The sequence below is a fragment of the Lentzea jiangxiensis genome (genome assembly GCF_900104175.1).
Lineage (GTDB): Bacteria > Actinomycetota > Actinomycetes > Mycobacteriales > Pseudonocardiaceae > Lentzea > Lentzea jiangxiensis.
Genome location: NZ_FNIX01000042.1, coordinates 1 through 22,811, shown reverse-complemented (window position 1 = coordinate 22,811; position 22,811 = coordinate 1). Strand labels below are relative to the sequence as shown.

Sequence of the window (22,811 nt, the reverse complement as noted above, 5' to 3'; positions counted from 1 at the left end):
GCTCCATTTTGGGTCCAGTGCCGCGAACCCCCGCTCGTTGAACGCGTGGATCACATCACGCACGTAATCAGCGCTGACCTGCATCAACGACGTGATGTCAGGCACCGCCTGTCCCTGGGCGGACATCAACACCACGATCGCCCGACGCAACCGCACCGGATCCTTGGCAGTCCGCCCGATCCGGGCCAGCTTCCGGCCCTCTTCCATCGACAACGGCCGGACGAACACCTCCGGACGACGACCCATGACCACCTCCCGCTCGACATGGGAGGACCAGCCTGGACCGTCAACCCACAGGGCCGATTACCGGGTCGACGTTCTGAGATGCAGCACTAGTTGCGGGCTCAACGCGTGACGCCTGGACTTGGCTTGGCGAGGTTTAGTCCCCCACGCCATCGGGTTCTGCCGAGACCACAGGACCCCCTCTTGCACTGCGAACCGATACACGCTGTCCAGCGCGTGGTAGGCGTTTTTCGCTGCGCCGGAGCCGTCGGTGTGGTCGCGGCGCCGTTGCGCAGTGGCTCGGAAAAGCTCGATCAGGTCGCCCACCTCGCGCGGAGTCGGCTCATCCAGCCTGCGTGTGCCCCAACAACTGACGATCCTGTTGCAGTAGCTCTCGAGGAGACTCCGCGTCGCCTGGCCCTTCCTCGCCTCAAGCACCAGCGGCACGAACTGTTCAAAAGTGGCCAGGTTGTGCGGCCGCGCGGCGGCGAGGAGTTCCTCCGGGTCCACGTTCAAGTGATGCATCAGCTGGATCACTGCCTGCACGTCGGCCGGGGTTTTACTCACGGTCGCCGCCCACAACTGATGCGTCCTCATCCACGTCGCCGCCGTGTGCACCGAGCCCGGTCGTGAGCTCGTCGTCGCCACGGTCGTCAGCGCTGATGGCTTGCGTCGGATCTGCGTGGCCGGGCGGTACGCCGGCAGGCCGCATCATCTCCACGATTCGTGTGGGATCAGGCAGCGCCTGGTCGAGTGTCTCAATGGGATGCAGCACCACTGCGGACATCGAGGGGACGGCCACCACCAGAACCGGGTCGCCCGCGTCGTAGCCGCACCAGTGTCGCAGGGGCGCGGGCACGAGCACCATATTGCGAGAGGTCAGCACTGAGCCGCCCTGCTCATCGCGGCGTACAACGATCTCGTGGCCGTCACCCACGCCGATTTTCACGCGCGTGCCTGGAGTCCAGCCGAGCTGCGAGAACAGATGCTGGTCGGTCAGCCTGCCGGCGGAGTCGAGCAGTGCCACCGCGTAGCGCCGCCGCTGCCGATTTTTCCTTTGCTGGGCTGGCATGTCACCGAGCCTGGGAGTCTCGGTCCGCCTCAAGTCCAGTGTGCGTGGTGCGCGGTTTGGTCCGGACACTCCTGTGAGGCCGTTCGCCGACGCACCGCCAGTCGCCTCGGCGGCTCGGTCGGTCGCGGCGTCGCCGAACTCGAGCGCAGGTATGATTCCGTCACGCATGGATCCCCCAAGACTTTGCCCGTTAAGGAAAGTTGGGGTGTATCCCGCATGACGCCGCAAGGGTCGTACGAGCGGTCGAGAAGACGCTGCTACGGGATCTGTCCCGGATGTGGGTGTTGAAGCAGGAACTTCATGGTGGTCTCTCCCGGTGGTTCGTGCGGGTCCCTTGTGGACCCTTTCACGCCCAGGTCGAACGGGTGGGCGCTTCGATCGACACACGACCCGAATATTTCCTGGAACTTTCTGTTCGTCCTGGTCAGACATGACGGCGGCCCACCCCGGTGATCGGGATGGGCCGCCGTCGCGTGCGTGTGGAGCGCTCAGAGCTGTTCGTTGGGCTGGTGCAGCGACCGCGGCTGCTCGGCCTCCAGCTCGGGCACCGGCGCCACGCCGGCGACCGGCCGCGGCGGGGTGCTCAGCGGGCTGGGCACCTCTTGACGCGCCACCGCCTCCGCGGCGGCGACGGCCTCGGCGACCTTCGGGTCGGACTTGAGGTCGAACCAGGCGGCGACCGACTCGTCGTCGTCCTCGGGCTTCGGCCGCTCGGTGTCGTCGGCCGGCGCCTCGTAGCGGAAGACGCCGTCGTCGCCGGGCGCGCCCAGCATGCGGGCGAAGCCCTCCAGGGCCTTGCCGTAGTCGGACGGGATCATCCAGACCTTGTTCGCGTCGCCCTGCGCCATCTGCGGCAGCGTCTGCAGGTACTGGTAGGCCAGCACCTCCGGGGTGGGCTTGCCGTCCTTGATCGCGCCGAAGACCTTCTCGATGGCCTTGGCCTGGCCCTGCGCCTGCAGGTAGCGGGCGGCGCGTTCACCCTGCGCGCGCAGGATCTGCGACTGCCGCTCCCCCTCGGCCGAGAGGATCGCGGCCTGCTTGGCGCCCTCGGCGGCGAGGATCTGCGACTGCTTCTGGCCCTCGGCGGTCTTGATGGAGGACTCGCGCTGGCCCTCGGCGTTGAGGATCATGGCGCGCTTCTCGCGGTCGGCGCGCATCTGCTTCTCCATCGAGTCCTGGATGGAGGGCGGCGGGTCGATCGACTTGAGCTCCACGCGGGCCACGCGCAGGCCCCACCGGCCGGTCGCCTCGTCCAGCACACCGCGCAGCTGGCCGTTGATGTGGTCGCGCGAGGTCAGCGTCTCCTCGAGGCTCATGCCACCGACGAGGTTGCGCAGCGTCGTGATCGTGAGCTGCTCGACGCCGACGATGTAGTTCGAGATCTCGTACACCGCCGAGCGCGGGTCGGTGACCTGGAAGTACACGACCGTGTCGATCGAGACGGTGAGGTTGTCCTGGGTGATCACCGGCTGCGGCGGGAACGACACGACCTGCTCGCGCAGGTCTATGCGGGCACGCACCTTGTCGATGAACGGCACCATGATGTTCAGGCCGGGCGCCGCGGTGGTGCGGAAGCGGCCGAGGCGCTCGATGACGGCGGCCTGCGCCTGCGGGATGACCAGCACCGACTTCACGGCGATGGTCAGCACGAAGATCGCGATGACGGCCACGACCACAAGGGTGATCGGGTCCAACTCGTTCACATCCTTCTACGGGGTCACACGGCCGCGATGACCACGGCGGTCGCACCCGAGATCTCGACAACGGTGACGGCTTCGCCTTCTTCGACCACGGACCCGTCGAGGGTGCGCGCGCTCCAGGTCTCGCCGCCGATCTTGACCTGCCCGCCGTGCTCGTCCACCCGCGACAGCGCCACGGCCCTGCCGCCCAGCAGCGCCTCGTGGTGCATGCGGACGCCGGACCCGAGCTGCAGGCGCTTCTTGAGCAGCGGCCGGGCCGTGACGATCAGGCCCAGTGACGTCGCGGCGAACACGAGCACGCTCACCAGGTCGGCGGCACCCAGTGCGGACACGCCCGCCGCGGCCAGTGCGGCGGCGCCGAGCATGACCAGCACGAAGTCACCGGAGAGAACCTCGGCGACGACGAGCAGTATCCCGACGATCAGCCAGATCAGCGCGGCCATGCGCCCATACATACACCAACGGGCGGCGCACGGCGCCGGGATTCACCGTGCTGGTCCCCCGACCGTGACGAAATCGATCAACGGCCGGGGTCGAAAACGGGTTCGCCCGTTCGTGCAGGTGCCGAGAGCAGGCTCCCCCCAGGGTGAAGAGGTGCAGTGATGCGGTCGATCTCCGCGACGATGTTCACGACGCTCGACGGCGTGGTGCAGGGCCCGGGCCGGGCCGGCGAGGACACCCACGGCGGCTGGGGCGCGGTCCACGACGACGAGGTGCTGGCCGCCGAGATGGGCAGGGGCATGGCGCGCGGCGGCGCGATGCTGTTCGGGCGCCGCACCTGGCAGGACTTCACCGCCGTCTGGGCGTCGGCGACCGACGGCAACCCGTTCACCGCGCACATGAACGCGGCGGTGAAGTACGTCGTGTCGGCGAGCCTGCCGTCGGCTCGGGCGTGGGAGAACTCGGTGCTGCTGCGCGGGACCGACGACGTGGCCGCCCTGGACGGGGAGCCGGCGGTCATCGGCAGCGCGGCGCTGGTGCGGTCGCTGCACGCCGCCGGCCTGGTCGACCACTACACGCTGGTGGTCCACCCGCTGGCCCTGGGCAGCGGCGCGCGGCTGTTCGAGGGGCCGGCGCCGCTGACGCGGTTCACGCTCACGGGCAGTGTCACGACCCCGAAGGGCGTGATCGTCGCGCACTACTCGCCGGTCAGTCCCGGGCGACGGTGACGAAGTCGATCAGCCGCTCGACGGCGCCGAGCAGGTCCGACTCGATGTCGCGGTAGCTGGAGACGGCGCCCAGGACGCGCTGCCAGCCCTCCCACGTCTCGCCCCAGCCGAGCTCGGCGCACACGCCGGTCTTCCAGTCGGCGCCGCGCGGGACGACCGGCCACGCCTCGATCCCGACGGCCCCGGGCTTCACGGCCTGCCAGATGTCGACGTAGGGGTGGCCGGTGACCAGCACGTCGGCGTCGGTGATCCGGTCGACGACGCGCTGCTCCTTCGAGCCCGCGACGAGGTGGTCGGCCAGGACGCCGAGGCGGCGGTGCGGTGCGGGCTCGAACTCGGCGATGCGCTGCGGCAGCTCGTCGACGCCGTGCAGGGGTTCGACGACGATGCCTTCGACGCGCAGGTCGTGGCCCCACACCCGTTCGACGAGCTCGGCGTCGTGCTTGCCCTCGACCCAGATGCGGCTGGCCTTGGCCGTCCGCGCGCGCAGTCCCTCGACCTTGACCGAACCGGACGCGCTGATCTTCGTCTTCTGCTGCCGGGGCATGGGTTTGACGAGCGTGACGGGTTCGCCGTCGACGAGGAACCCGGCGGGGTTGAGCGGGAACAGCCGGTGCCGGCCGTGGCGGTCTTCGAGCACGACCTGGCCGTACTCGAACTTCACGACCGCGCCGCAGAAACCGCTGGCGGGGTCCTCCACGACGAGGCCTGGTTCGGCCGGGATCTCGGGGACCTTCTTGCGCTTGCGACCGGACAGGACGTCGCGGCCGTAGTCGTGGGAACGCACGGTGCCCGACCCTAGTCGTAGAACGGCGCGAAGGCGGTGAGCCACTCGTGGACGCGGTCGAGGTCGACGTCCGCGCCGTGCAGGTCGTAGCCGCCGTGCACGAAGTCGCACCAGTCGACCGCCGGGTCGCCCACGCAGGCCCTCGGGTCGATGGCCCGGGGCCCGTGTGGTCCTTGCAGGACGTTGCCGGGGTGCATGTCGCCGTGCAGCAGCACAGGTGTGACGTTGTCTTGCGCGAGTTTGCGCGCACGGCGGTGTTCGGTGGCGTAGTAGGTGCCGGTGCGGCGGGTCAGCAGGGTCTCGAACAGGAAGTCGACGCGGGCCAGCAGCGGCGGGAACCCCTCAGGCGGTGCGTCGTGCAGGTGCGGCACGACCTGGGCCGGGTCGGTCGCGGGGGTGCCGGGGTGGATCCGTTCGAGCAGCAGGGCGCCGCGCGGCAGGTCGGTGCCGAGCAGGTCGACCACCGCGCCGGTGCGGGCCCAGGCGGTGAGCGCGCGGGCCTCGAGGGCGGCGAGACCGAGGTCGGGGGTGAGCTTGAGGACCGCGCCGGTGCACAGGAAGGTCGCGCCGGTGCCGCCGGGCACGTGCTCGACGAGCGTGAGGTCCCAGCGGGCGGTGAGCTCGGCGACCAGGCCGGGCAGGGCGTCGACCCACCCGGTCACGTCGTCGCCGAACCGCCGGACCAGCCGTGCCCGGGCGGCGTCGTCGATCACGGTGCGCCGGTCCCGCGTGCCGGGTGTGCCATCTCGCGTCCCTCAGCTCGGCCGTGGGGCAGGCGTCCACGCTACCGAGCCCGCCGGGGCCGCGTCAGGAGTCCGGTTCAGAGCAGGGAGCCCGCTCCGGACTGGCGGCGCAGCTGGTAGTCGGCGAGCGCGGGCCGCCACAGGCCGTTGGCGTCGAAGCAGGTCGACAGCAGCCGCAGGTCCGCGTCGTCCCCGGCGATGGCGACCTTGCCGTCCACGACCCACCGGTTGACCGGCAGCAGCGGCACCGGCCACCCCACCACGACCAGCCGGTCGCACACCAGCCGCTGCAACCGCCCGCCGTCGTTCTCGACGATGACCGCGGGCGTGTCGAGGTCGAGGTCGCGGACGGTGGCGTGCGGGTGGTGCCGGACACCGGCGTCGGCGAGCCGCTCCCCGCCGGGACCGATCAGGTGCACGGGCCCGAACCGGCGCGCGAGGCAGGCGGCCGCCCACGCACCGAGGCCGGCCGCGCCCACCACGACGATCCGCTCGAAAGAGGTCATCTCACCGAGTCCGCACGCACAGTTCGATGTTTCCGCAGGTCAGAACGAATGAAGATAGGGCCAGGCCCAGCCGTGCGTCAAACACCCGCCATCTCATTTGGCCTGTGTCCATCGGCGGCAGAGGGTTCGCTGATCAGCAGGTGACGGGGATCAGCAGGTGACGGTGATCGTGCGCCGCGGGCCGTCGACCTCGACCGGTCCACCGACGGGGATGACGACCTGCGGGTCGGTGTGGCCGAGGTCGACGTCGAACACGATCATCGTGTCGGGCGCGTACTCGCCGAACGCCCTGAGCACCGCCTCGCGCTGCCGGGCGGTGTAGATGGCGCGGTCGGTGGTCCGGTTGTCGGAGGACCAGGTCGTGGGGCGACCGACGAGCGCCGCCGGGAACTGCCGCAGCAGGCCGCGTTCGCCCATGTGGCGCAGGATGCGGTAGACCTCGGTGGCGGAGGGCATCTCCTCGCTGGTCTCGAAGAACAGGACCTTGCCGGCGTAGTGCTCGGGGTCGTCGATCTCCTTGCCGGCCATCATCAGCCACGACAGGACCTCGAGGTTGCCGCCCCACGACCGCCCTGTCACCGCGTGGTGCGGCTGGTGCCAGGTCCAGCCGCCGCTCGGTTCCAGGACGGGTTCGGTGTCGAAGGTGCGCGGGTCGTCCCAGGGGCTGTCCTTGTCGCCGTGGGCGGTGGACTCCCGCAGCCGGTACTCGCCCGCGGTGAACAGGGCGGCTTCGAGGGAGTCGCGGGTGGCCGGGTGCATGGCGACCGGCCGGCCGAACTGGACCATGACGCTGCCGCCGCGGAAGCTCCGGATGCCGTGGTTGTGCAGCCACACCAGCAGGTTGGTGTTGTCGCTGTGGCCGAAGTACGGCTTGGGGTTGGCCTTGACGAGGTCGTCGTCGAGGTGCTTGAGGACGGTGATCTGGTCGTCGCCGCCGATCGTGGCGATGACCGCCTTGATGTCGGGGTCGGCGAAGGCCGCGTGCAGGTCGTCGGCCCGTTCCCGAGGGGTGGAGCCCATCTTGCGGGTGGCCGGGTACTCGACGGGGATCAGGCCGAAGTCCGTTCTCAGGCGGTGCAGGCCCAGCTCGTGGGGCAGGGGGAACAGGCCCGCGACGCCGGCGCCCGGGGAGACGACCGCGACCCGGTCGCCGGGCCGGGGCTTCGGTGGGTTGATCGACGACATGGGTGCGCAGCGTGGTGACGGCCCGCGCCCGGGACGTGCGCTCACCGGCCTGGCCGAGCGGTTGATCTAGAAGGCGGGCCAGGGGATGGCGGGCCAGTCCCCGGACGGCTCCGGGTACGTCCCGGCGGCCAGCAGCTTGTCCACCCGCTCGCCCACGGCCCGCACCTCGGCGCGGGTGAGGTGCTCGTGCAGCGACTCCCCCAGCTCGCCGTCCAGCGCCGGCCGCAGCCGGCGCAGCGGCTCCAGGACGTGGTCGGGCAGCGGTTCGCGGGCCCAGCCCCACAGCACGGTGCGCAGCTTGGGTTCGGCGTGCAGGCAGATGCCGTGGTCGACGCCGTGCACGGAGCCGTCGACGGCGTGCAGGACGTGACCGCCCTTGCGGTCGGCGTTGTTGACGACGACGTCGAAGGCGGACATGGCGGCGATGCGGGGGTGGTCGGCGTGCACGAGGACGGCGGGGTCGCCGAAGCGGTCGTGGGCGTGGAAGACGGGGATCCAGCCGGGTTTGACGTCGTCGACGCCGACGATGTCGACGAGCTCGTCCTCCTCGCGGGTCTCGACCCACAGCTGCACCATGCCGGTGCCGAACGGGCCCGGCCGCAGCACGGTCGGCGGGACGAGGCCGAAGGACGCGGCGGAGATCAGGTAGGTCGCCACCTCGCGGCCGGCGAGGGTGCCGTCGGGGAAGTCCCACAGCGGACGCTCGCCGCGCACGGGCTTGTAGACGCACTGGGCGTCGACGCCGTCGAGCGAGATCTTGCAGAACAGGGTCGCGTTGGAGGCGTCGACGAGGCGTCCTTCCACCTCGATGCGGCCGTGTTCGAGCAACCGCAGGGCCGCGGAGGTGTCCACGTCAGTCTTCTTCGCTGCGGCGGTAGCCGTTCTGCCGCGGGCAGATGTGGCCTTCCGCGTCGAGCGGTTCGGCGCACAGCGGGCACGGTTTGCGGCCCGCGTTGACGACGCGGTCGGCGCGTTCGGCGAAGGCGCGGGCGGCCGAGGGCGACAGGAACACCCGCACGGCGTCGGGGCCTTCCTCGGTGTCGTCGAGCACGACGGCCTCGTCGACCTCCTCCTCGGAGATCGCGAGGAGCTCGATGACGACGGCCTTGGACTCGGCGTCCCAGCCCAGGCCCATGGTGCCGACCCGGAACTCCTCCTCGACGGGGACGTCGAGGGGCTGTGTGTCGAGGTCGTCGGGCGGCGCGTCGTCGGGCACGTCGGTGCCGAAGCGGCGGTGCACCTCCTCGAGCAGCGAGCCGATGCGTTCGGCGAGGACCTGGACCTGCTGCTTCTCGAGCGCGACGCTGATCAACCTGCTCTGCTCGGAGGCCTGCAGGTAGAAGGTGCGGTCGCCGGGCTGCCCGACGGTCCCGGCGATGAACCGGTCGGGTGCGCGGAATACGTGGATGACGCGAGCCATGGCACCTACGACCCTAGGCCACGCGGAGATCGTCGGCAGGTCCTCCCCCACCAAACACTCCGCGTATAGGGTCGGGCTGTGGTGAAGATCGCTTCGTACGGGACCTGGACCTCGCCGATCACGGCCGGCGACACCGGCGCGACCGGCGGCGGGTTCCAGTGGGCCGACCTGCACGGTGAGCAGGTGTGGTGGGCCGAGAGCAGGCCCGCCGAGGGTGGCAGGGTGGCTCTGGTGCGCGACGGCGTGGAGGTGCTGCCCGCGCCGTGGAACGCCCGCAACCGGGTGCACGAGTACGGCGGCCGCCCGTTCGTGGTCCTGGCGCACGACAGGGTGGCGTTCACGCACTGGGAGGACCAGCGCGTCTACGTGTTCGACCCCGCCTCGCCCGAGCCCGTGCCGCTGACCGAGGCGCCGCGCCGCCACCACGGCGTGCGCTACTCCGACCTGTCCGCGGGCCCGGACGGCGAGGTGTGGTGCGTGCGCGAGAGCGTCACCGGTGACGCGCGCACCGACGTGCACCGCGACCTGGTCGCGATCACCCGTTCCGGTGAGGTCCGGGTGCTGGGGGCGTCGCACCACTTCATGACCGGCCCCAAGCTCAGCCCGGACGGCACGAGGTTCGCCTGGATCGGCTGGAACCACCCGCAGATGCCGTGGGACGGCACCGAGCTGTGCGTGGCCGACGTCGGCTCGTCGGAGCACCGCGTCGTCACGGGCTCGGAGACCGAGGCGGTGTGCCAGTTCGAGTGGGAGGGCGAGGACCTGCTGGCGCTGACCGACCCGGACGGCTGGTGGAACCTCTTCCGCGTCCGTCCCGACGGCAGCCGCGAGAACCTGGCGCCGTGCGAGCAGGAGCTGGGCGGGCCGATGTGGCGGCTGGGCAACCGCTGGTTCGCCACGCTCTCACCGGGCCGCTACCTGGTGGTGCGCTCGGGTCACCTGGCGGTGCTCGACGAGCGCAGCGCGACGGTGACCGACGTGCAGACCGACCTGCCGACGTGGGCGGCGGACCTGTCGGTGCGCGACGGCGTGGTGGTGTGCGGCGCGGCGGGGCCGACGTCGGACTACGCCGTGGTGCGCCTGGACCTGTCCAACGGGGAGCTGACCTACCTCACCGGCGGGCAGCGGTCGCCGGTCTCGGCGTACCTGCCGGTGCCGATGGAGCGCGTGTTCGGCGACATCCCGGCCTACGTCTACGCGCCGTCCAACCCGGACTTCGCCGGGCCGCAGGACGAGCTGCCGCCGTACGTGGTGCACGTGCACGGCGGTCCGACGGGCCGGGCGTTGCCGAAGCTCGACACCGACATCGCCTACTTCACCAGCCGCGGCATCGGCGTGGTGGCGGTGAACTACGGCGGCTCCACCGGCTACGGGCGGGCGTTCCGGGAGCGGCTGCGCGGGCAGTGGGGTGTCGTGGACGTGCAGGACTGCGCGTTCGTGGCCCGGCGGCTGGCGGAGGAGGGCGTCGCGGACCCGGCGCGGCTGGGCATCCGCGGCGGCTCGGCGGGCGGCTGGACGGCGGCGGCGTCGCTGACCTCGACGCGGGTCTACCGGTGCGGCATGGTCGCGTTCCCGATCCTGGACCTGGCGGGCTGGACGTCGCAGGGCGGGGAGACGCACGACTTCGAGTCGCGCTACGTCGAGGGCCTGGCCGGCGCGCTGCCCGAGGCCGCGCAGCGCTACGCCGAACGCTCGCCGTCGAACAAGGCGCGGTCGGTGTCGGGCCCGGTGCTGCTGCTGCAGGGCCTGGAGGACGAGATCTGCCCGCCGGAGCAGGCGAACCGGTTCGCCGCGGACCTGGCCGGGTCGGGGATCCCGCACGCGTACCTCACGTTCGAAGGTGAGCAGCACGGCTTCCGCAAGGCCGAGAACATCAGGGCGGCGCTGGAGGCGGAGCTGTCGTTGTACGGGCAGGCGTTCGGGTTCGTGCCGCCGGGTGTGCCGGTGCTGGAACTGGGCCGTTGATCCAGGACCGGGTGGGCCTGCTGTCGGCCGGGGACCGGGTCGCGCTGGTGTCCCCGGCCGGTCCGGCCATGGCGTCGAGGGTGGCCGCGGGCGCGCGGGTGCTGCGCTCGTGGGGCCTGGAGGTCACCGCACCTGTGGTGGAGTCGTGGTCGTTGCCGTATCTGGCGGGCTCGGACCGGGCACGGGCCGAGGAGTTCGTGTCGGCGTGGTGTTCGGACGTGGCGGCGGTGTTCTGCGTGCGCGGCGGCTACGGGTGTCTGCGGATGACCGACCTCGTGCCGTGGGAGACGTTGCCGCCGCGGGTGTTCGTGGGGTCCTCGGACGTGACGGTGCTGCACGCGGAGCTCAACGCGGTGGGCATGGCGACGGTGTTCGGGCCGATGCCGGGCACCGCGGACTTCGTCGACGACCCCTTGGCCCAGCAGCGGCTGCACGAGGTGCTGTTCACCGGCAGGCGGTCGTGGCGGGCCGGGACGACCGTGGTGCCCGGTACCGCCCGCGGGGTGCTCACGGGCGGGAACGCGGCGTTGCTGGCGGCGTCGGTGGGCGGGCCGCGGTGGGCCGCGCCGGCGCCGGGGGCGATCGCGGTGCTCGAGGACATCGGCGAGGAGCCCTACCGGCTGGACCGGATCCTCACCCAACTGCTGCGGGCGGGCTGGTTCGCGCCGGTGTCGGGCATCGTGCTCGGGTCGTGGACGGACTGCGGTGACGTCTCGGCGGTGCTGGCCGACCGCCTGTGCGGGCTGGGTGTGCCGGTGCTGGGCGAGTTCGGGTTCGGCCACTGCGCCGGCTCGTGGTCGCTGCCCCTGGGCGTGCCGGCCGAGCTGGACGCCTCAGCCGGTTCGCTGACGCTGCTGTAGCGCGTCGGCGCGCAGCCTGTCGGTGTGCTCGCCGATGCCGGCGATCTGCTCGGCGAGCGCGGGCTGCCCCGCGCGCAGGCCGGGTCCGGCGTCGGCCAGGGGTGCGAGCAGCCCGGCGGCGTCCTCTCCCCCGAGGGCTTGCTGCACGCCCGCGTCGTGCGGGCCGACGCGGGCGGCGAGCCCGCGCAGCACGGCGGCGTTCTCGCGGGCCCAGGCGGCGACGGCCTTGTCACCGGCGCGCCGGTCGCGTTCGGCCTGCACGCGTTCGTCGCCGGTGCTGCTCTCGCCGGTGCGCCGCACGCGCAGGTAGCGCTTCTCCGCGGCCTGGCGGCTGGCGACGCCCAGGGCCGGGGCGAGGTCGGCCCAGCTGGTGCCGAGTTCCCGTGCGGCTTCGATGAGCTGGGGCTCCCACCCGGACAGTTCGTCGCGCAGCTGCCGGAGCAGCATCAACGCCGCGAGCACCTCGGTGGCGCTGCCGGGTGAGGCGGCCGCGGACCGGACGGTCTCGTAGTCACTCGTCATGGTGTCATCCTTTCGACGACAATCTGCGCTTGTCATCGTTCCGACGACATGCTACAACAGTGGTGCAGCGCATTGACAGTCCACGAGAAGACGACTGGAGGTGTCAGATGTTGATGCGCACTGACCCGTTCCGCGAACTCGACCGGCTGACCCAGCAGATGTTCGGCACGACCGGGACGTGGTCGCGGCCGACGGCGATGCCGATGGACGCCTACCGCGACGGTGACGAGTTCGTGGTGTCGTTCGACCTTCCGGGCGTCGCACCCGACGCCATCGAGCTCGACGTCGAGCGCAACGTGCTGACCGTGAAGGCGGAGCGCCGCCCGGTGGGCAAGGACGTCGAGATGCAGGTGTCAGAGAGGCCGCTGGGTGTGTTCTCGCGGCAGCTGTTCCTCGGCGACACCCTCGACACCGACCGCATCGACGCGAAGTACGACGCGGGTGTGCTGACGCTGCGGATCCCGATCGCGGAGCGCGCCAAGCCCCGCAAGATCGCCATCACCTCGGCAGACGAGACGCCCAGGCAGATCGACGCGTGACACCCCCTGGCGGGCGGCGGCCGACCGGGTGATGCCGGGTAGGCTTCCGCCCGCCATGAGACCCCAGCCTCAGTGGGCGGCGTTGGACGTCTACGCGTCCAATTCCGACCTCTACGCCGATCCCCGACTGGTGCAACGGGTGGACTACCGGCGCCGCTTCAAGCGGCACCGTCCCCGCACCCCGTCGGTCGTCCTGGCCCCGCACGGCGGCGGCATCGAAGTCGGCACCTCGGAGCTGTGCCTGGCGATAGCGGGTTTCCACCCGTCCACGCGGGTGCCGATCGGCCAGACGCACGACTTCTGGATGTTCGAGGGCCTGCGGCCGGTCGCGAACGACGAGCTGCACGTGACGTCGTCGAACTGCGACGACCGCGTGGCCCGCACCCTGGTCTCCGGCGCCACGCACGCACTGGGCCTGCACGGCTGCACCGCCGCCGCGGCGGGCCTGGAGGACCACGACCGGGCGGTGCTGGTCGGCGGCCGCGACGCGGTGCTGCGCCTGGAGCTGCTGACCCGGCTGCGCCGCGCCGGTTTCCACACCGTCGACGCGGCCGACCACCCGGTGCTGGGTGGTTCCGACCGGTCCAACATCGCCAACCGCACCCGTTCGCGCCAGGGCGGTCAGCTGGAGCTGACCACTCCCCTGCGCACGGCGATGTTCTCCGAGAACTCGCGCTCGGACCGCAAGCACACCACGACCGAGGTGTTCTGGGACTTCGTGCACGCCTGCCGGGCGGCGCTCGCGGCGCGCGAGGCGACGCACTAGCGTCGGGCCATGCGTCTGACCTCGGTCACCGTCGGCACCTCCCGGCCGCAGGCACTCGCCGCGTTCTACGCGCGGCTGCTCGGCGGCACCGTCGAGACCGCCGATGAGGGCTGGGCGCTGGTGAGGACGCCGGGCGGGTTGTCGCTCGGGTTCGAGTTCGAGCGGCACTTCCGGCGGCCGGTGTGGCCGGCCCGGGCGGGCGCGCAGACGGCGTCGCAGCACCTGGACGTGCAGGTCGACGACCTGGACGCGGCGGTGGAGCACGCCCTGGCGTGCGGGGCGGTGCTCGCCGAGGTGCAGCCGCAGGACGACGTCCGGGTCCTGTTCGACCCGGACGGTCACCCGTTCTGCCTGTTCCTGGACTAGAGGTACTTCTTGAGCTCGCGCTTGGCCAGCGACATGCGGTGCACCTCGTCGGGCCCGTCGGCCAGGCGCAGGGTGCGGGCGGCGACCCACAGCTCGGCGAGCGGGGTGTCCTGGCTGACGCCGCCGGCGCCGTGGGCCTGGATGGCCTTGTCGAGGACCCATTCGGTCATCAGCGGGGTGCCGATCTTGATGGCCTGGATCTCGGTGTGGGCGCCCTTGTTGCCGACGGTGTCCATCAGCCACGCGGTCTTGAGCACCAGCAGGCGGGCCTGTTCGATGCGCACGCGGGCCTCGGCGATCCACTCCTGCACGACGCCCTGGGTGGCGATGGGCTTGCCGAACGCCACGCGCGAGACGGCGCGGCGGCACATCAGCTCCAGGGCGCGTTCGGCCATGCCGATCAGGCGCATGCAGTGGTGGATGCGGCCGGGTCCCAGGCGGGCCTGGGCGATGGCGAAGCCCTCGCCCTCGCCGGCGATGAGGTTGGTGGCGGGGACGCGGACGTCGTCGAAGACGATCTCGGCGTGGCCGCCGTGGGCGTGGTCGCCGTAGCCGAAGACGCGCATCTCGCGCTCGATGGTGACGCCGGGGGTGTCGCGGGGCACGAGGATCTGCGACTGCTGGCGGTGGCGGTCGGCGCCGGGGTCGGTCTTGCCCATGACGATGAAGATGGCGCAGTTGGGGTTCATCGCGCCGGAGGACCACCACTTGCGGCCGTTGATGACGTAGTCGTCGCCGTCGCGTTCGATGCGGGTGGCGATGTTGGTGGCGTCGGAGGAGGCGACGTCGGGTTCGGTCATGCAGAACGCCGAGCGGATCTCGCCGTCGAGCAGCGGCTGCAGCCACTGCTTCTTCTGCTCGTCGGTGCCGAACATCGCCAGCACCTCCATGTTGCCGGTGTCCGGGGCGGCGCAGTTGAGGGCTTCGGGGGCGAGGTGGGGGCTGCGGCCGGTGATCTCGGCGAGCGGCGCGTACTGCAGGTTCGTCAGGCCGCCGCCGTGCTCGGCGTCGGGCAGGAAGAGGTTCCACAGGCCCTGGCGGCGGGCCTCGGCCTTGAGCTCGTCGAGGACCGGCTGGCGCTGCCACGGGTCGGCGGCGTCGTGTAGCTGCCGCTCGAGCACCGCTTCGGCGGGGTGGACGTGGGAGTCCATGAACGCGAGGAGCTTGCCGCGCAGTTCCTCGGTCTTGGCGTCGTAGGCGAAGTCCATGACTCAGAGCTCCTTGTGGGCCGCGGCGAGTCCCTGCCGCACGAGGGGAACGGTGAACGCGCCGAGCTTGTCGAAGCCGGCGCCGACGGTCTTGCCGCTGGCGAAGCGGAAGTGGATGCCCTCGACGATGACGGCGAGCTTGAAGTAGCCGAAGGCGATGTACCAGCCCAGCCCGGAGGTGTCGGTGCCGGTGCGGGCGGTGTAGCGGGCGACGAGCTCGTCGGCGGTGAGGAACCCGGGCAGCGAGGTGACGCCGCCGGTGATGGGGTCGCTGCCGGCGCGCGGGTCGGCGCCCAGGCCCTCCCAGTAGACGTAGAGCAGGCCGAGGTCGGCGAGCGGGTCGCCGAGGGTGGCCATCTCCCAGTCCAGGACGGCGCTGATGCCGAGCGGGTCGCGGGTGACGAGGGCGTTGTCGAGGCGGAAGTCGCCGTGGATGATCGTGGCGCGCGGCGAGTCGGGGACGGTGCCGGCGAGCTTGTCGCGCAGGTCGTCGATGCCGGGCAGGTCGCGGCTGCGGGAGGCGTCGAGCTGCTTGCCCCACCGGGTGACCTGCCGGGCGAGGAACCCGTCGGGGCGGCCGAAGTCCTGCAGGCCGACGGAGGCGGGGTCGACCGAGTGCAGGTCGGCGAGCACGTCGACCAGCCGCCCGGACAGGGCGGTGGCCTGCTCGGCGCTCAGCCACGGGCACTGGGAGCGCTCGCGCAGGGCGGCGCCGGGCATCTCGTCCATGAGGTAGAACGGCGCGCCGATGACGGAGGTGTCCTCGACGAGCAGGCGGGCGCCGGGCACGGGCACGGTGGTGCCGGCCAGGGCGGAGATGACGCGGAACTCGCGGGCCATGTCGTGGGCGGTGGCCAGGACGTGGCCCAGCGGCGGGCGGCGCAGCACCCAGCTGTCGGTGCCGTCGCTGACGCGGTAGGTGAGGTTGGAGCGGCCGCCGCGGAACAGCTCGCCGGTCAGCGGGCCCGTGCCGAGGTGGGTGGCGAGCGCGGCCAGGTCGAGGCCGGGGAGGTCGGTCACAGGTTCACTCCGAGGGTGGCGAGGTGAGCGCGGGTGGCGTCGGCGCCGGTGTGGCGGAAGGCGTGCATGCCGACGGCCTGGGCGGCTTCGACGTTGACGGGGGCGTCGTCGAAGAACACCGCGCGGCCGGCGGGGACGCCGATCCGCTCGAGGGTGTGGCGGTAGATGCGCTCGTCGGGTTTGCGCAGGCCGATGCGGCCGCTGATGACGATGGTGTCGAACAGCTCGAGCAGCAGGTCCCCGGGGTAGCCCTCGCCCCAGCTGTTGGACAGCAGCGCGGTGTGCAGGCCGGCGGCGCGGGCGGTGCGGACGAGCTCGACCATCGCCGGGTCGGGGGTGGCGCCGCCGAACATGCGCTTGAGCAGCCCGTTCTGGTCGATCTTCGCGCCGCTGGTGGTGATGAGCTCGGCGGCGAGCAGCCGTTCGAACTCGGCCACGGTCAGCTCGCCGGTCTCCAGGCGGAAGACCGGGTTGCCGGGCAGGGCGTCGCGGCCGAGCCAGTCGCGCATGATGCGGCCGTAGACCTCGCGGTCGATGGCCTCGGCGTGCAGCCAGGCGCCGACGAACTCGGGCACGGAGACGGTCAGGACGCCGCCCCAGTCGAAGACGAGCGCGTCGACCTCGGGCCGCCGCGGAAGCGTTGAGTCACCCACGGAACGGAGGGTACCGACCGGTCGGTATGTGGGCAACCGGTGCCGTCGGCAACGACCTTCGGAGGACCCCCAAGCCCTCTTCATCCGCTTTCCCGGATGCCTGGATCTCGCTACGTTCGAACCCGAAAGGCACTGACGGACCGGTGAACTGGGGTTGATGTGAGGACGTTGCTGTCGGCGGTCGTGTCCGCCGTGATGGCGTGTGCGGTGATGGTGAGCCCCGCTGCCGCCGACGGCGGTGCCACCGTGGTGCGCACGGACAAGGGAGCCGTGCGGGGAACGGCGACGGGGGCGGTGCGGACCTTCGGCGCCATCCCGTTCGCCGCCGCCCCGGTCGGGGACAACCGGTGGCGCGACCCGCAGCCCGTCCCGCCGTGGCGCGGCGTGCGGGATGCCACGAGGCCCGCACCGCGGTGCGCGCAGAACCCGCAGCTGGGCCAACCCGGCTCGGAAGCCGAGGACTGCCTGTACCTCAACGTCACCACACCGGCCCGGCACTCGCGCACACCACGGCCGGTCATGGTGTGGATCCACGGCGGCGGGTTCACCTCCGGAACGGCGTCGATGTACGACGCGACGTGGCTGGCCGCCCGCAACGACGCCGTCGTGGTCACCGTGAACTACCGGCTCGGCGTGTTCGGGTTCTTCGGGCACCCCGGGCTCGCGGGCTCCGGGGCGTTCGGGCTCGCCGACCAGCAAGCCGCGCTGCGGTGGGTGCAGCGCAACGCACGGGCGTTCGGCGGCGACGCGCGCAACGTGACGGTGTTCGGCGAGTCCGCGGGCGGCCTGAGCGTGTGCGCCCAACTGGCCTCACCGCGCGCGGCGGGCCTGTTCGCCAAGGCGATCATCCAGTCCGGGCCGTGCGGGCTCGAACTGCCGTCGTTCACCACCCCCGGCGAGTTCACGGGCGTGTGGCGCTCGCGCACCGCCACCGAACAGGCCGGAGCCGGCGCGCTGGGCTGCGCGGACATCGCGTGCCTGCGCGCACAGCCGGTGCCGGCGCTGCTGACGCTGCACGAGCGGTTCACCTCGCCGTCGTTCGACACCGCCGTGCTCCCGATCGACCCCGTCGTGGCGCAGCGCACCGGCCGGATGCACCGCGTACCGACCCTGGTGGGCTCCACCCACGACGAGATGACCCTGTTCGCGCCGCTGTTCTGGCCGCAGCCGCTGCCCGAGACCTCCTACGGCGCACTGCTGACCACGATCTTCGGAACGGACGCGGCACCGGTCGCGGCGCGCTACCCCGTCAACGGCAACGGCGACGCGCGCGACGAGATCGCCCACCTGCTGACCGACCGCTCGTGGGCCTGCCCCTCCCAGGACACCCGCGACCAGCTGGGCCGGCACACCCGCGTGTCCGGCTACGAGTTCGCCGACCCGGACGTGCCGATGATCTTCCCGGACCTGCCGCCGTTCCCCGAGTACGGCGCCTACCACGGCTCCGAGCTGCTGATGCTGTTCGACCTGGGCCAGACCCTCACCCCGGCACAGCGCCGCGTGTCGGACCACATGCTCGCGGCGTGGGGACGGTTCGCCCGCACCGGCGCCCCCGGCTGGCGTGCCCCCGTCCAGTCCTTCGCACCCGGCGCGACCGGCGCGACCGACTTCGTCCGCGACCACCGGTGCGAGTTCTGGTCGTCCATCCTGTAGAGCGTGCCCGGATACCGCGATCTCGCCCGTGACACCGAGTTCCGCGCGCTGTTCGTGGCGCACGCGGTGTCAGTCGCCGGAGACCAGTTCGCGAGGGTCGCGCTCACGGTGCACGTCTACGACCGCACCGCCAGCACCGGCCTGACCGCGCTGACCTACGCGCTGACGTTCCTGCCGGACCTGGTCGGCGGGCCGCTGCTCTCCGGCCTGGCCGACCGGTTCGCCCGCAAGGACGTCATGCTCGCCGCCGACCTCACCCGCGCCGCACTGCTGCTCGCCATGGTCATCCCCGGGATGCCGCTGTGGCTGCTCGCCGCGGTGCTGGTGCTCGTCCAGCTCGCCGGCGCACCCCACGCAGCCGCGCGGGCGGCGCTGCTGCCGCAGATCCTGCCCGACCACCACTACCCACCGGGCCAGGCGGTGCTCAGCACCGTCACCCAGATCGCGCAGGTCGCCGGGTTCGTCGGCGGCGGAGCCCTCGTGGCACTGCTCGGACCCGGACCCGTGCTCATCGCCGACGCCGTGACATTCCTGCTCGCCGCGGTGCTCACCGGGATGTTCCTGCTCGACCGGCCCGCACCACGCGGCACACACACGCGGGCCTGGCCCGCCGACCTCGTCGGCGGGACACGACTGGTGTGGGGTGACCGGCGACTGCGCGCACTGCTCGCCCTCGCCTGCGTCTCCGGCTTCTACATCGCCGGCGAAGCCCTCGCCGCGCCCTACTCGGCACAGCTCGGCGCCGGACCCGCCGGAGTCGGACTCATCTTCGGCGCCTACGCCGCCGGAGCCGCCATCGGGATGCTCCTCCTCGCACGCCTGGACCACCAGCGGCAACTGCGGCTGATGCCCTGGCTCGCGATCGCCGCCTGCGCCGCTCTCCTCCCGGCCGCGACACGGCCGGGCCTGACCGTCAGCGTGGGGTTGTTCGCGCTGTCCGGAGCGGCCAGCGCCTACCACCTGACCGCCAACACCACCTTCGTGCGCGCGGTTCCGGACTCCTCACGCGGACAGGCGTTCGGCCTGGCCGTCACCGCGCTGCGAGTCTCCCAGGGCCTCGGGGTGGCCCTGGCCGGCGTGGCCGCCGAACGACTCGCCGCGCACCTCGTCATCGCCGCCGCCGGAGCACTCGGCGTGCTCGCGGCAGGCGGTGCGGCGCTGGTGTGGTGGGTCAGCGGCTCTCGCTCGAACGCCAGTCGTTAGGGCGCTGCCAGTCGTTGGGACGCTGCCAGTCGTTCGGGCGGACGGGACGCGGGGAGGAGGTGCGAACGATCATGACGGATCTCCTTCGAGAATGCGGAAAAAGGGGTGCGGAAAACCGTGAGCACTACTCAGGGTGAGGTCCCCCACATGGAGCCACGACTTTGAGTTACCCGGTAGCTACAGTTGTTTCTTCCTGACGGTGGTGTGGGGGTGGCAGCGTGCCTGGGCTCGACCCGCGCCGATGGAGGTTATGGTCGCTTCCTCCTGCGGTGCTGGCCTATGTCGTGACGGTGGGCGTTTCGGCGTCCCTCGTCACGGTCGCCACCGCATGGCGTACCCCTGCCGAGACCTTGACCTGGCCGTTGTTCCTGCTGCTCGCCGGCGGCGCCGTGCTGCACCTCGAAGCCGCACAGGGAATCGAGCGGATCCGCGAGATCTCCCGCGAAGGCTCGCCGCACGCCCACATGCAGTCCGTGTGGCTGTTCGCGGGCGTGCTCGTACTACCGATGCCCCTGCTGGTCGCGCTGATCACCATCAGCTACCTGCACGCGTGGCTCCGGGTCTACAAACGGCGCGCCGTCCTGTTCCGCAAGGTGTTCTCCGCGGCCACCGTCGTACTCGCATGCGCCGCCGCGCAACTCGTCCTTCGCACCTTCTCGAACCAGCCCCTCGACGTCGACGGACCCGTCGGGCTGATCGCCCTCACCAGCGCAGGCCTCGTCTACTGGCTCGTCAACTACGCCCTCGTCGTCGGCGCCATCGTCATGACCAACCGCGACCAGCCCTCCCGCGCCGCCCTGGGCAACGCCTCCGACCAGCTGATCATCCTCGCCTCCATCGGCCTGGGCTCCGTACTCGCGATCATGATGAGCAGCCGCCCCTGGCTCACCCCGCTGCTGCTGCTCACCGTCCTGGCCCTGCACATGGGCCTGCTGCTGCCCCAGTTCCGCGTCGCTGCCCGCACCGACTCCAAGACCGGCCTCGTCGACGCCACCTTCTGGCACGACGTCGCCGGCCGCGAGATCGAACGCGCCCGCCGCCTGCTGTCCACCGTCGGCGTGCTGATCCTCGACCTCGATCACTTCAAACAGATCAACGACACCTACGGCCACCTCGCCGGGGACAAGGTCCTGCGCGCCGTCGCCGACGCCCTCAAGCACTCCGTGCGCTCCTACGACCTCGTCGGCCGCTTCGGCGGCGAGGAGTTCGCCGTCCTGCTGCCCGGCGTCAGCACCGACGAGGTCCGCGCCACCGCCGAACGCATCCGCTTCGAGATCGCGAGCCTGCACATCGTCGCCGTCGACCGCCTCGGCCGCGAACAGGTCGTCTCCGGCCTCACCGCCTCCGTCGGCGCCGCCGTGTTCCCCGACAACGCCACCGACCTGTCCCCGCTGCTGCTCGCCGCCGACGAAGCCCTCTACCAGGCCAAGAACAACGGCCGCGACCGCGTCGCCACCGCCGCCGCCCGCTGACCCACCCCATCAGGCCCCCGCCCGATCAGCCCCGCAGGAACGCCTCCACCTGCCGCGCGACCGTGTCCGGGTCCTCCACCCACGGGTAGTGCCCCACACCCTCGTGCACGAACACCGTCACATCGGAAAACAGCTCCGCCAACTCCCGGCACCGCCGCACCGGCGAGATCGGATCCTCCGAACACGCGTACACCAGCACCGGGTGGCCGAATTCCACCAACGCCCGCCGCAACACCCCCGGCACGAACGCACCCTCGGCGTTGTAGCCCCGCGCCGCCTCGCAGTTCCACTGCCCCAACTCAGCCCGGGCGTGCGCCCGCGCCCGCTCGTCCCACCGCGCGTACAGCAACGGAGACACCGCCACCCGGTTCTCCACCGAGACGTCACCCTCCCCGGTGCGCCGCAGCGCCGTCGCCGCCGCCTCGAACCACGGCTCACCGGCCCGCCCCGCCAGGAACACGTCCCAGTCGCCCCGCTCCGGCGACAACCCCACACTGCGCAACGCCGGCGTCAGCAGCACCAGCTTCCCCACCCGGTCCGGGAAATCCGCCGCGTACCCCATCGCGATCCCCGCACCCGCCGAATGCCCCAGCACGTCCACCACCGCGAGCCCCAGGTGCCGGCGCAACATCTCCACGTCCCGCACCAGCAGGTCCCGCCGATAGGTCAACCGATCCGCCGGCTCACCGGACTCCCCCGTCCCCCGGTTGTCCAGCACCACCAGCCGCCGCGACCCCTCCAACCCGCCCAGCGTCTCCAGGTACTCCGAAGCCCGGCCGGGACCACCGGCCAGCACCACCAGCGGAGCACCCCCACCGACCTCTCGGTAGGCGAGCTCCGTCCCGTCGAACGAGGTGAACCGTGCCATGCTGCACATCATGCCGAAGATCGCCACGTCCGACCGGGTCGACCGGCCGCAGCTGCTCGAGTTCCTGCGCCCCCGCCACCACGGCGTGCTCATCACCCGCCGCAGCAGCACCGACGGCGTGCAGGTCTCCCCCGTCTCCTGCGGCCTCGACGCCCGGGGCCGCATCGTCGTCTCCACCTACCCCCAGCGCGCCAAGGTCCGCAACGCCCGCCGCAACCCCGCCGTCACCCTGTGCGTGCTCTCCGACGACTGGGACGGCGCCTACGTCCAGATCGACGGCACCGCCGAAGTCCTCGACCTCCCCGACGCCCTCGACGCCCTCGTCGACTACTACCGCTGCATCGCGGGCGAACACCCCGACTGGGACGAGTACCGCGCCGCCATGCTCCGCCAGGGCAAAGCCCTCATCCGCATCACCATCGACAGCTGGGGCCCCATCGCCACCGGCGGCTTCCCACCCGAACTGCAGCAATGACCTGGTAGCTCACCCCGGAACGTCGGCTGGGCACTTCACGCAGGGGCGGCACCACGCCGCGAACCCACCCGGCAACGTTCCGGGCCGAGCACTAGGAGCTGTTTGAGGTTTGGATCATGTGGTCGAGGTCAGGGTCCTCAACCACATGACCGCTGCCCGCAGGCGTAATCCGGCTTCGTAGCTGTGTGGTGACTTGTCATAGCGTGTGCCCAGGCCACGCCATGTCTTGATCTTCTGAAAGCAGCGTTCAACGGTGTTGCGCCGTTTGTAGAGCGTGGGATCGAAGGAGACCGGTCGCCCTCCGGCCGAGCCCTTGTTCTTCCGGTTGGCTTGCTGGTCGGTCTTCTCCGGGATCACCGCGGTGATCCGCCGGCGACGCAGATAAGCCCGGTTGGCCTTGGAGGAATACGCCTTGTCCGCGGCCACCGCGCCCGGAC

27 protein-coding genes are annotated in these 22,811 nt (G+C 71.5%); 10 read left to right on the top strand and 17 right to left on the bottom strand.

Going from position 1 to position 22,811, the window contains the following annotated elements; genetic code table 11:
- The 5 genes from BLQ91_RS39460 to BLQ91_RS39440 all read right to left on the bottom strand — a co-directional run.
- The coding region (locus tag BLQ91_RS39460; RefSeq protein WP_143023102.1) for a helix-turn-helix domain-containing protein at positions 1 to 246 on the bottom strand (246 nt) is incomplete at its 3' end.
- Between the two features lie 57 nt (positions 247 to 303).
- Positions 304 to 759 carry a hypothetical protein gene (locus BLQ91_RS39455; RefSeq protein ID WP_143023101.1) on the bottom strand — a complete coding sequence of 152 codons (456 nt, stop codon included), beginning with the start codon at positions 757 to 759 and terminating at the stop codon, positions 304 to 306.
- 22 nt (positions 760 to 781) lie between these two features.
- Positions 782 to 1,294 (bottom strand): hypothetical protein, encoded by a 513-nt coding sequence (locus BLQ91_RS39450; protein ID WP_143023100.1) that lies wholly within the window; start codon positions 1,292 to 1,294, stop codon positions 782 to 784.
- 488 nt (positions 1,295 to 1,782) lie between these two features.
- Positions 1,783 to 2,988, bottom strand: coding sequence for an SPFH domain-containing protein (locus tag BLQ91_RS39445; protein ID WP_425412581.1), 1,206 nt, complete (start codon positions 2,986 to 2,988; stop codon positions 1,783 to 1,785).
- Between the two features lie 23 nt (positions 2,989 to 3,011).
- On the bottom strand, positions 3,012 to 3,437 hold the full coding sequence (locus BLQ91_RS39440; protein WP_090105643.1) for an NfeD family protein: 426 nt from the start codon (positions 3,435 to 3,437) through the stop codon (positions 3,012 to 3,014).
- 159 nt (positions 3,438 to 3,596) lie between these two features.
- Here BLQ91_RS39440 and BLQ91_RS39435 point away from each other — a divergent pair, with 159 nt between their 5' ends.
- A complete protein-coding gene (locus BLQ91_RS39435) occupies positions 3,597 to 4,163 on the top strand; it encodes a dihydrofolate reductase family protein (RefSeq protein WP_090105641.1) in 567 nt (188 codons plus the stop codon).
- Here the strand turns inward: BLQ91_RS39435 and BLQ91_RS39430 are convergent.
- The 6 genes from BLQ91_RS39430 to BLQ91_RS39405 all read right to left on the bottom strand — a co-directional run bounded on the left by BLQ91_RS39430 (position 4,144) and on the right by BLQ91_RS39405 (position 8,804).
- On the bottom strand, positions 4,144 to 4,950 hold the full coding sequence (locus BLQ91_RS39430) for a DUF3097 domain-containing protein (protein WP_090105638.1): 807 nt from the start codon (positions 4,948 to 4,950) through the stop codon (positions 4,144 to 4,146). The genes BLQ91_RS39435 and BLQ91_RS39430 overlap by 20 nt on opposite strands.
- A gap of 11 nt (positions 4,951 to 4,961) precedes the next feature.
- Complete coding sequence (locus BLQ91_RS39425) at positions 4,962 to 5,663, bottom strand: aminoglycoside phosphotransferase family protein (RefSeq protein ID WP_090105636.1); 702 nt, start codon at positions 5,661 to 5,663, stop codon at positions 4,962 to 4,964.
- 107 nt (positions 5,664 to 5,770) lie between these two features.
- The gene (locus BLQ91_RS39420; protein WP_090105633.1) at positions 5,771 to 6,199 is read right to left on the bottom strand and encodes a hypothetical protein; all 429 of its coding nucleotides are present in this window, start codon (positions 6,197 to 6,199) and stop codon (positions 5,771 to 5,773) included.
- A 150-nt stretch (positions 6,200 to 6,349) separates the two neighbouring features.
- Positions 6,350 to 7,384 carry a S66 family peptidase gene (locus BLQ91_RS39415; protein ID WP_090105631.1) on the bottom strand — a complete coding sequence of 345 codons (1,035 nt, stop codon included), beginning with the start codon at positions 7,382 to 7,384 and terminating at the stop codon, positions 6,350 to 6,352.
- Between the two features lie 66 nt (positions 7,385 to 7,450).
- Positions 7,451 to 8,236 (bottom strand): SCO1664 family protein, encoded by a 786-nt coding sequence (locus BLQ91_RS39410; protein WP_090105629.1) that lies wholly within the window; start codon positions 8,234 to 8,236, stop codon positions 7,451 to 7,453.
- A 1-nt stretch (position 8,237) separates the two neighbouring features.
- Positions 8,238 to 8,804 (bottom strand): DUF3090 domain-containing protein, encoded by a 567-nt coding sequence (locus BLQ91_RS39405; RefSeq protein WP_090105627.1) that lies wholly within the window; start codon positions 8,802 to 8,804, stop codon positions 8,238 to 8,240.
- A 78-nt stretch (positions 8,805 to 8,882) separates the two neighbouring features.
- Between BLQ91_RS39405 and BLQ91_RS39400 the strand changes: the two genes are divergently transcribed.
- Positions 8,883 to 10,769 carry a dipeptidyl-peptidase 5 gene (locus tag BLQ91_RS39400; protein WP_090105625.1) on the top strand — a complete coding sequence of 629 codons (1,887 nt, stop codon included), beginning with the start codon at positions 8,883 to 8,885 and terminating at the stop codon, positions 10,767 to 10,769.
- Positions 10,766 to 11,629 carry a S66 peptidase family protein gene (locus BLQ91_RS39395; RefSeq protein WP_245734316.1) on the top strand — a complete coding sequence of 288 codons (864 nt, stop codon included), beginning with the start codon at positions 10,766 to 10,768 and terminating at the stop codon, positions 11,627 to 11,629. The genes BLQ91_RS39400 and BLQ91_RS39395 overlap by 4 nt, the downstream gene beginning before the upstream one ends.
- Here BLQ91_RS39395 and BLQ91_RS39390 read toward each other — a convergent pair.
- A complete protein-coding gene (locus BLQ91_RS39390) occupies positions 11,603 to 12,151 on the bottom strand; it encodes a hypothetical protein (RefSeq protein ID WP_090105623.1) in 549 nt (182 codons plus the stop codon). The two genes, BLQ91_RS39395 and BLQ91_RS39390, sit on opposite strands and share 27 nt — an antisense overlap.
- Before the next feature lie 107 nt (positions 12,152 to 12,258).
- On the opposite strand from BLQ91_RS39390, the gene BLQ91_RS39385 reads away from it, so the two are divergent.
- Genes BLQ91_RS39385 through BLQ91_RS39375 form a run of 3 tightly spaced genes read left to right on the top strand, consistent with a single transcriptional unit; the run spans position 12,259 to position 13,822 of the window.
- Positions 12,259 to 12,690, top strand: a complete 432-nt coding sequence (locus BLQ91_RS39385) for an Hsp20/alpha crystallin family protein (protein ID WP_090105620.1) — start codon at positions 12,259 to 12,261, stop codon at positions 12,688 to 12,690.
- 55 nt (positions 12,691 to 12,745) lie between these two features.
- The gene (locus BLQ91_RS39380; RefSeq protein ID WP_245734315.1) at positions 12,746 to 13,456 is read left to right on the top strand and encodes a poly-gamma-glutamate hydrolase family protein; all 711 of its coding nucleotides are present in this window, start codon (positions 12,746 to 12,748) and stop codon (positions 13,454 to 13,456) included.
- Between the two features lie 9 nt (positions 13,457 to 13,465).
- Entirely contained in the window at positions 13,466 to 13,822 is a 357-nt protein-coding gene (locus tag BLQ91_RS39375; RefSeq protein WP_090105618.1) for a VOC family protein, read from the top strand.
- Here BLQ91_RS39375 and BLQ91_RS39370 read toward each other — a convergent pair.
- From BLQ91_RS39370 to BLQ91_RS39360, 3 genes are read right to left on the bottom strand one after another with little or no spacing between them, the layout of a single operon-like run.
- On the bottom strand, positions 13,819 to 15,030 hold the full coding sequence (locus BLQ91_RS39370; protein WP_090105616.1) for an acyl-CoA dehydrogenase family protein: 1,212 nt from the start codon (positions 15,028 to 15,030) through the stop codon (positions 13,819 to 13,821). The two genes, BLQ91_RS39375 and BLQ91_RS39370, sit on opposite strands and share 4 nt — an antisense overlap.
- Positions 15,031 to 15,033: 3 nt before the next feature.
- A complete protein-coding gene (locus BLQ91_RS39365) occupies positions 15,034 to 16,050 on the bottom strand; it encodes a phosphotransferase family protein (protein WP_090105614.1) in 1,017 nt (338 codons plus the stop codon).
- Positions 16,047 to 16,703 (bottom strand): HAD family hydrolase, encoded by a 657-nt coding sequence (locus tag BLQ91_RS39360; protein ID WP_245734313.1) that lies wholly within the window; start codon positions 16,701 to 16,703, stop codon positions 16,047 to 16,049. Before BLQ91_RS39360 ends, BLQ91_RS39365 begins: the two co-directional genes overlap by 4 nt.
- Before the next feature lie 159 nt (positions 16,704 to 16,862).
- Between BLQ91_RS39360 and BLQ91_RS39355 the strand changes: the two genes are divergently transcribed.
- The 3 genes from BLQ91_RS39355 to BLQ91_RS39345 all read left to right on the top strand — a co-directional run bounded on the left by BLQ91_RS39355 (position 16,863) and on the right by BLQ91_RS39345 (position 21,031).
- On the top strand, positions 16,863 to 18,356 hold the full coding sequence (locus BLQ91_RS39355; RefSeq protein WP_245734311.1) for a carboxylesterase/lipase family protein: 1,494 nt from the start codon (positions 16,863 to 16,865) through the stop codon (positions 18,354 to 18,356).
- A gap of 3 nt (positions 18,357 to 18,359) precedes the next feature.
- On the top strand, positions 18,360 to 19,559 hold the full coding sequence (locus BLQ91_RS39350; protein ID WP_090105610.1) for an MFS transporter: 1,200 nt from the start codon (positions 18,360 to 18,362) through the stop codon (positions 19,557 to 19,559).
- A 269-nt stretch (positions 19,560 to 19,828) separates the two neighbouring features.
- The gene (locus tag BLQ91_RS39345; RefSeq protein WP_090105608.1) at positions 19,829 to 21,031 is read left to right on the top strand and encodes a GGDEF domain-containing protein; all 1,203 of its coding nucleotides are present in this window, start codon (positions 19,829 to 19,831) and stop codon (positions 21,029 to 21,031) included.
- A 25-nt stretch (positions 21,032 to 21,056) separates the two neighbouring features.
- Here the strand turns inward: BLQ91_RS39345 and BLQ91_RS39340 are convergent, their stop codons facing one another.
- A complete protein-coding gene (locus BLQ91_RS39340; RefSeq protein ID WP_218130578.1) occupies positions 21,057 to 21,899 on the bottom strand; it encodes an alpha/beta fold hydrolase in 843 nt (280 codons plus the stop codon).
- Positions 21,900 to 21,909: 10 nt separating this feature from the next.
- Here BLQ91_RS39340 and BLQ91_RS39335 point away from each other — a divergent pair, with 10 nt between their 5' ends.
- Positions 21,910 to 22,374: a PPOX class F420-dependent oxidoreductase gene (locus tag BLQ91_RS39335; RefSeq protein WP_090105606.1), complete on the top strand. Its 465-nt coding sequence runs from the start codon at positions 21,910 to 21,912 to the stop codon at positions 22,372 to 22,374.
- 114 nt (positions 22,375 to 22,488) lie between these two features.
- Here the strand turns inward: BLQ91_RS39335 and BLQ91_RS39330 are convergent.
- Positions 22,489 to 22,811: transposase (locus tag BLQ91_RS39330; protein ID WP_143023099.1), on the bottom strand; the 323-nt coding region annotated here is incomplete at its 5' end.

What these genes read in the sequence shown, in the direction of transcription:
- BLQ91_RS39450 (WP_143023100.1), bottom strand. Translation starts at nt 1,294, where the DNA reads ATGCCAGCCCAGCAAAGGAAAAATCGGCAGCGGCGGCGCTACGCGGTG.
- BLQ91_RS39440 (WP_090105643.1), bottom strand. Translation starts at nt 3,437, where the DNA reads ATGGCCGCGCTGATCTGGCTGATCGTCGGGATACTGCTCGTCGTCGCC.
- BLQ91_RS39435 (WP_090105641.1), top strand. Translation starts at nt 3,597, where the DNA reads ATGCGGTCGATCTCCGCGACGATGTTCACGACGCTCGACGGCGTGGTG.
- BLQ91_RS39420 (WP_090105633.1), bottom strand. Translation starts at nt 6,199, where the DNA reads ATGACCTCTTTCGAGCGGATCGTCGTGGTGGGCGCGGCCGGCCTCGGT.
- BLQ91_RS39415 (WP_090105631.1), bottom strand. Translation starts at nt 7,384, where the DNA reads ATGTCGTCGATCAACCCACCGAAGCCCCGGCCCGGCGACCGGGTCGCG.
- BLQ91_RS39405 (WP_090105627.1), bottom strand. Translation starts at nt 8,804, where the DNA reads ATGGCTCGCGTCATCCACGTATTCCGCGCACCCGACCGGTTCATCGCC.
- BLQ91_RS39390 (WP_090105623.1), bottom strand. Translation starts at nt 12,151, where the DNA reads ATGACGAGTGACTACGAGACCGTCCGGTCCGCGGCCGCCTCACCCGGC.
- BLQ91_RS39385 (WP_090105620.1), top strand. Translation starts at nt 12,259, where the DNA reads ATGTTGATGCGCACTGACCCGTTCCGCGAACTCGACCGGCTGACCCAG.
- BLQ91_RS39380 (WP_245734315.1), top strand. Translation starts at nt 12,746, where the DNA reads ATGAGACCCCAGCCTCAGTGGGCGGCGTTGGACGTCTACGCGTCCAAT.
- BLQ91_RS39375 (WP_090105618.1), top strand. Translation starts at nt 13,466, where the DNA reads ATGCGTCTGACCTCGGTCACCGTCGGCACCTCCCGGCCGCAGGCACTC.
- BLQ91_RS39370 (WP_090105616.1), bottom strand. Translation starts at nt 15,030, where the DNA reads ATGGACTTCGCCTACGACGCCAAGACCGAGGAACTGCGCGGCAAGCTC.
- BLQ91_RS39340 (WP_218130578.1), bottom strand. Translation starts at nt 21,899, where the DNA reads ATGGCACGGTTCACCTCGTTCGACGGGACGGAGCTCGCCTACCGAGAG.
- BLQ91_RS39335 (WP_090105606.1), top strand. Translation starts at nt 21,910, where the DNA reads ATGCCGAAGATCGCCACGTCCGACCGGGTCGACCGGCCGCAGCTGCTC.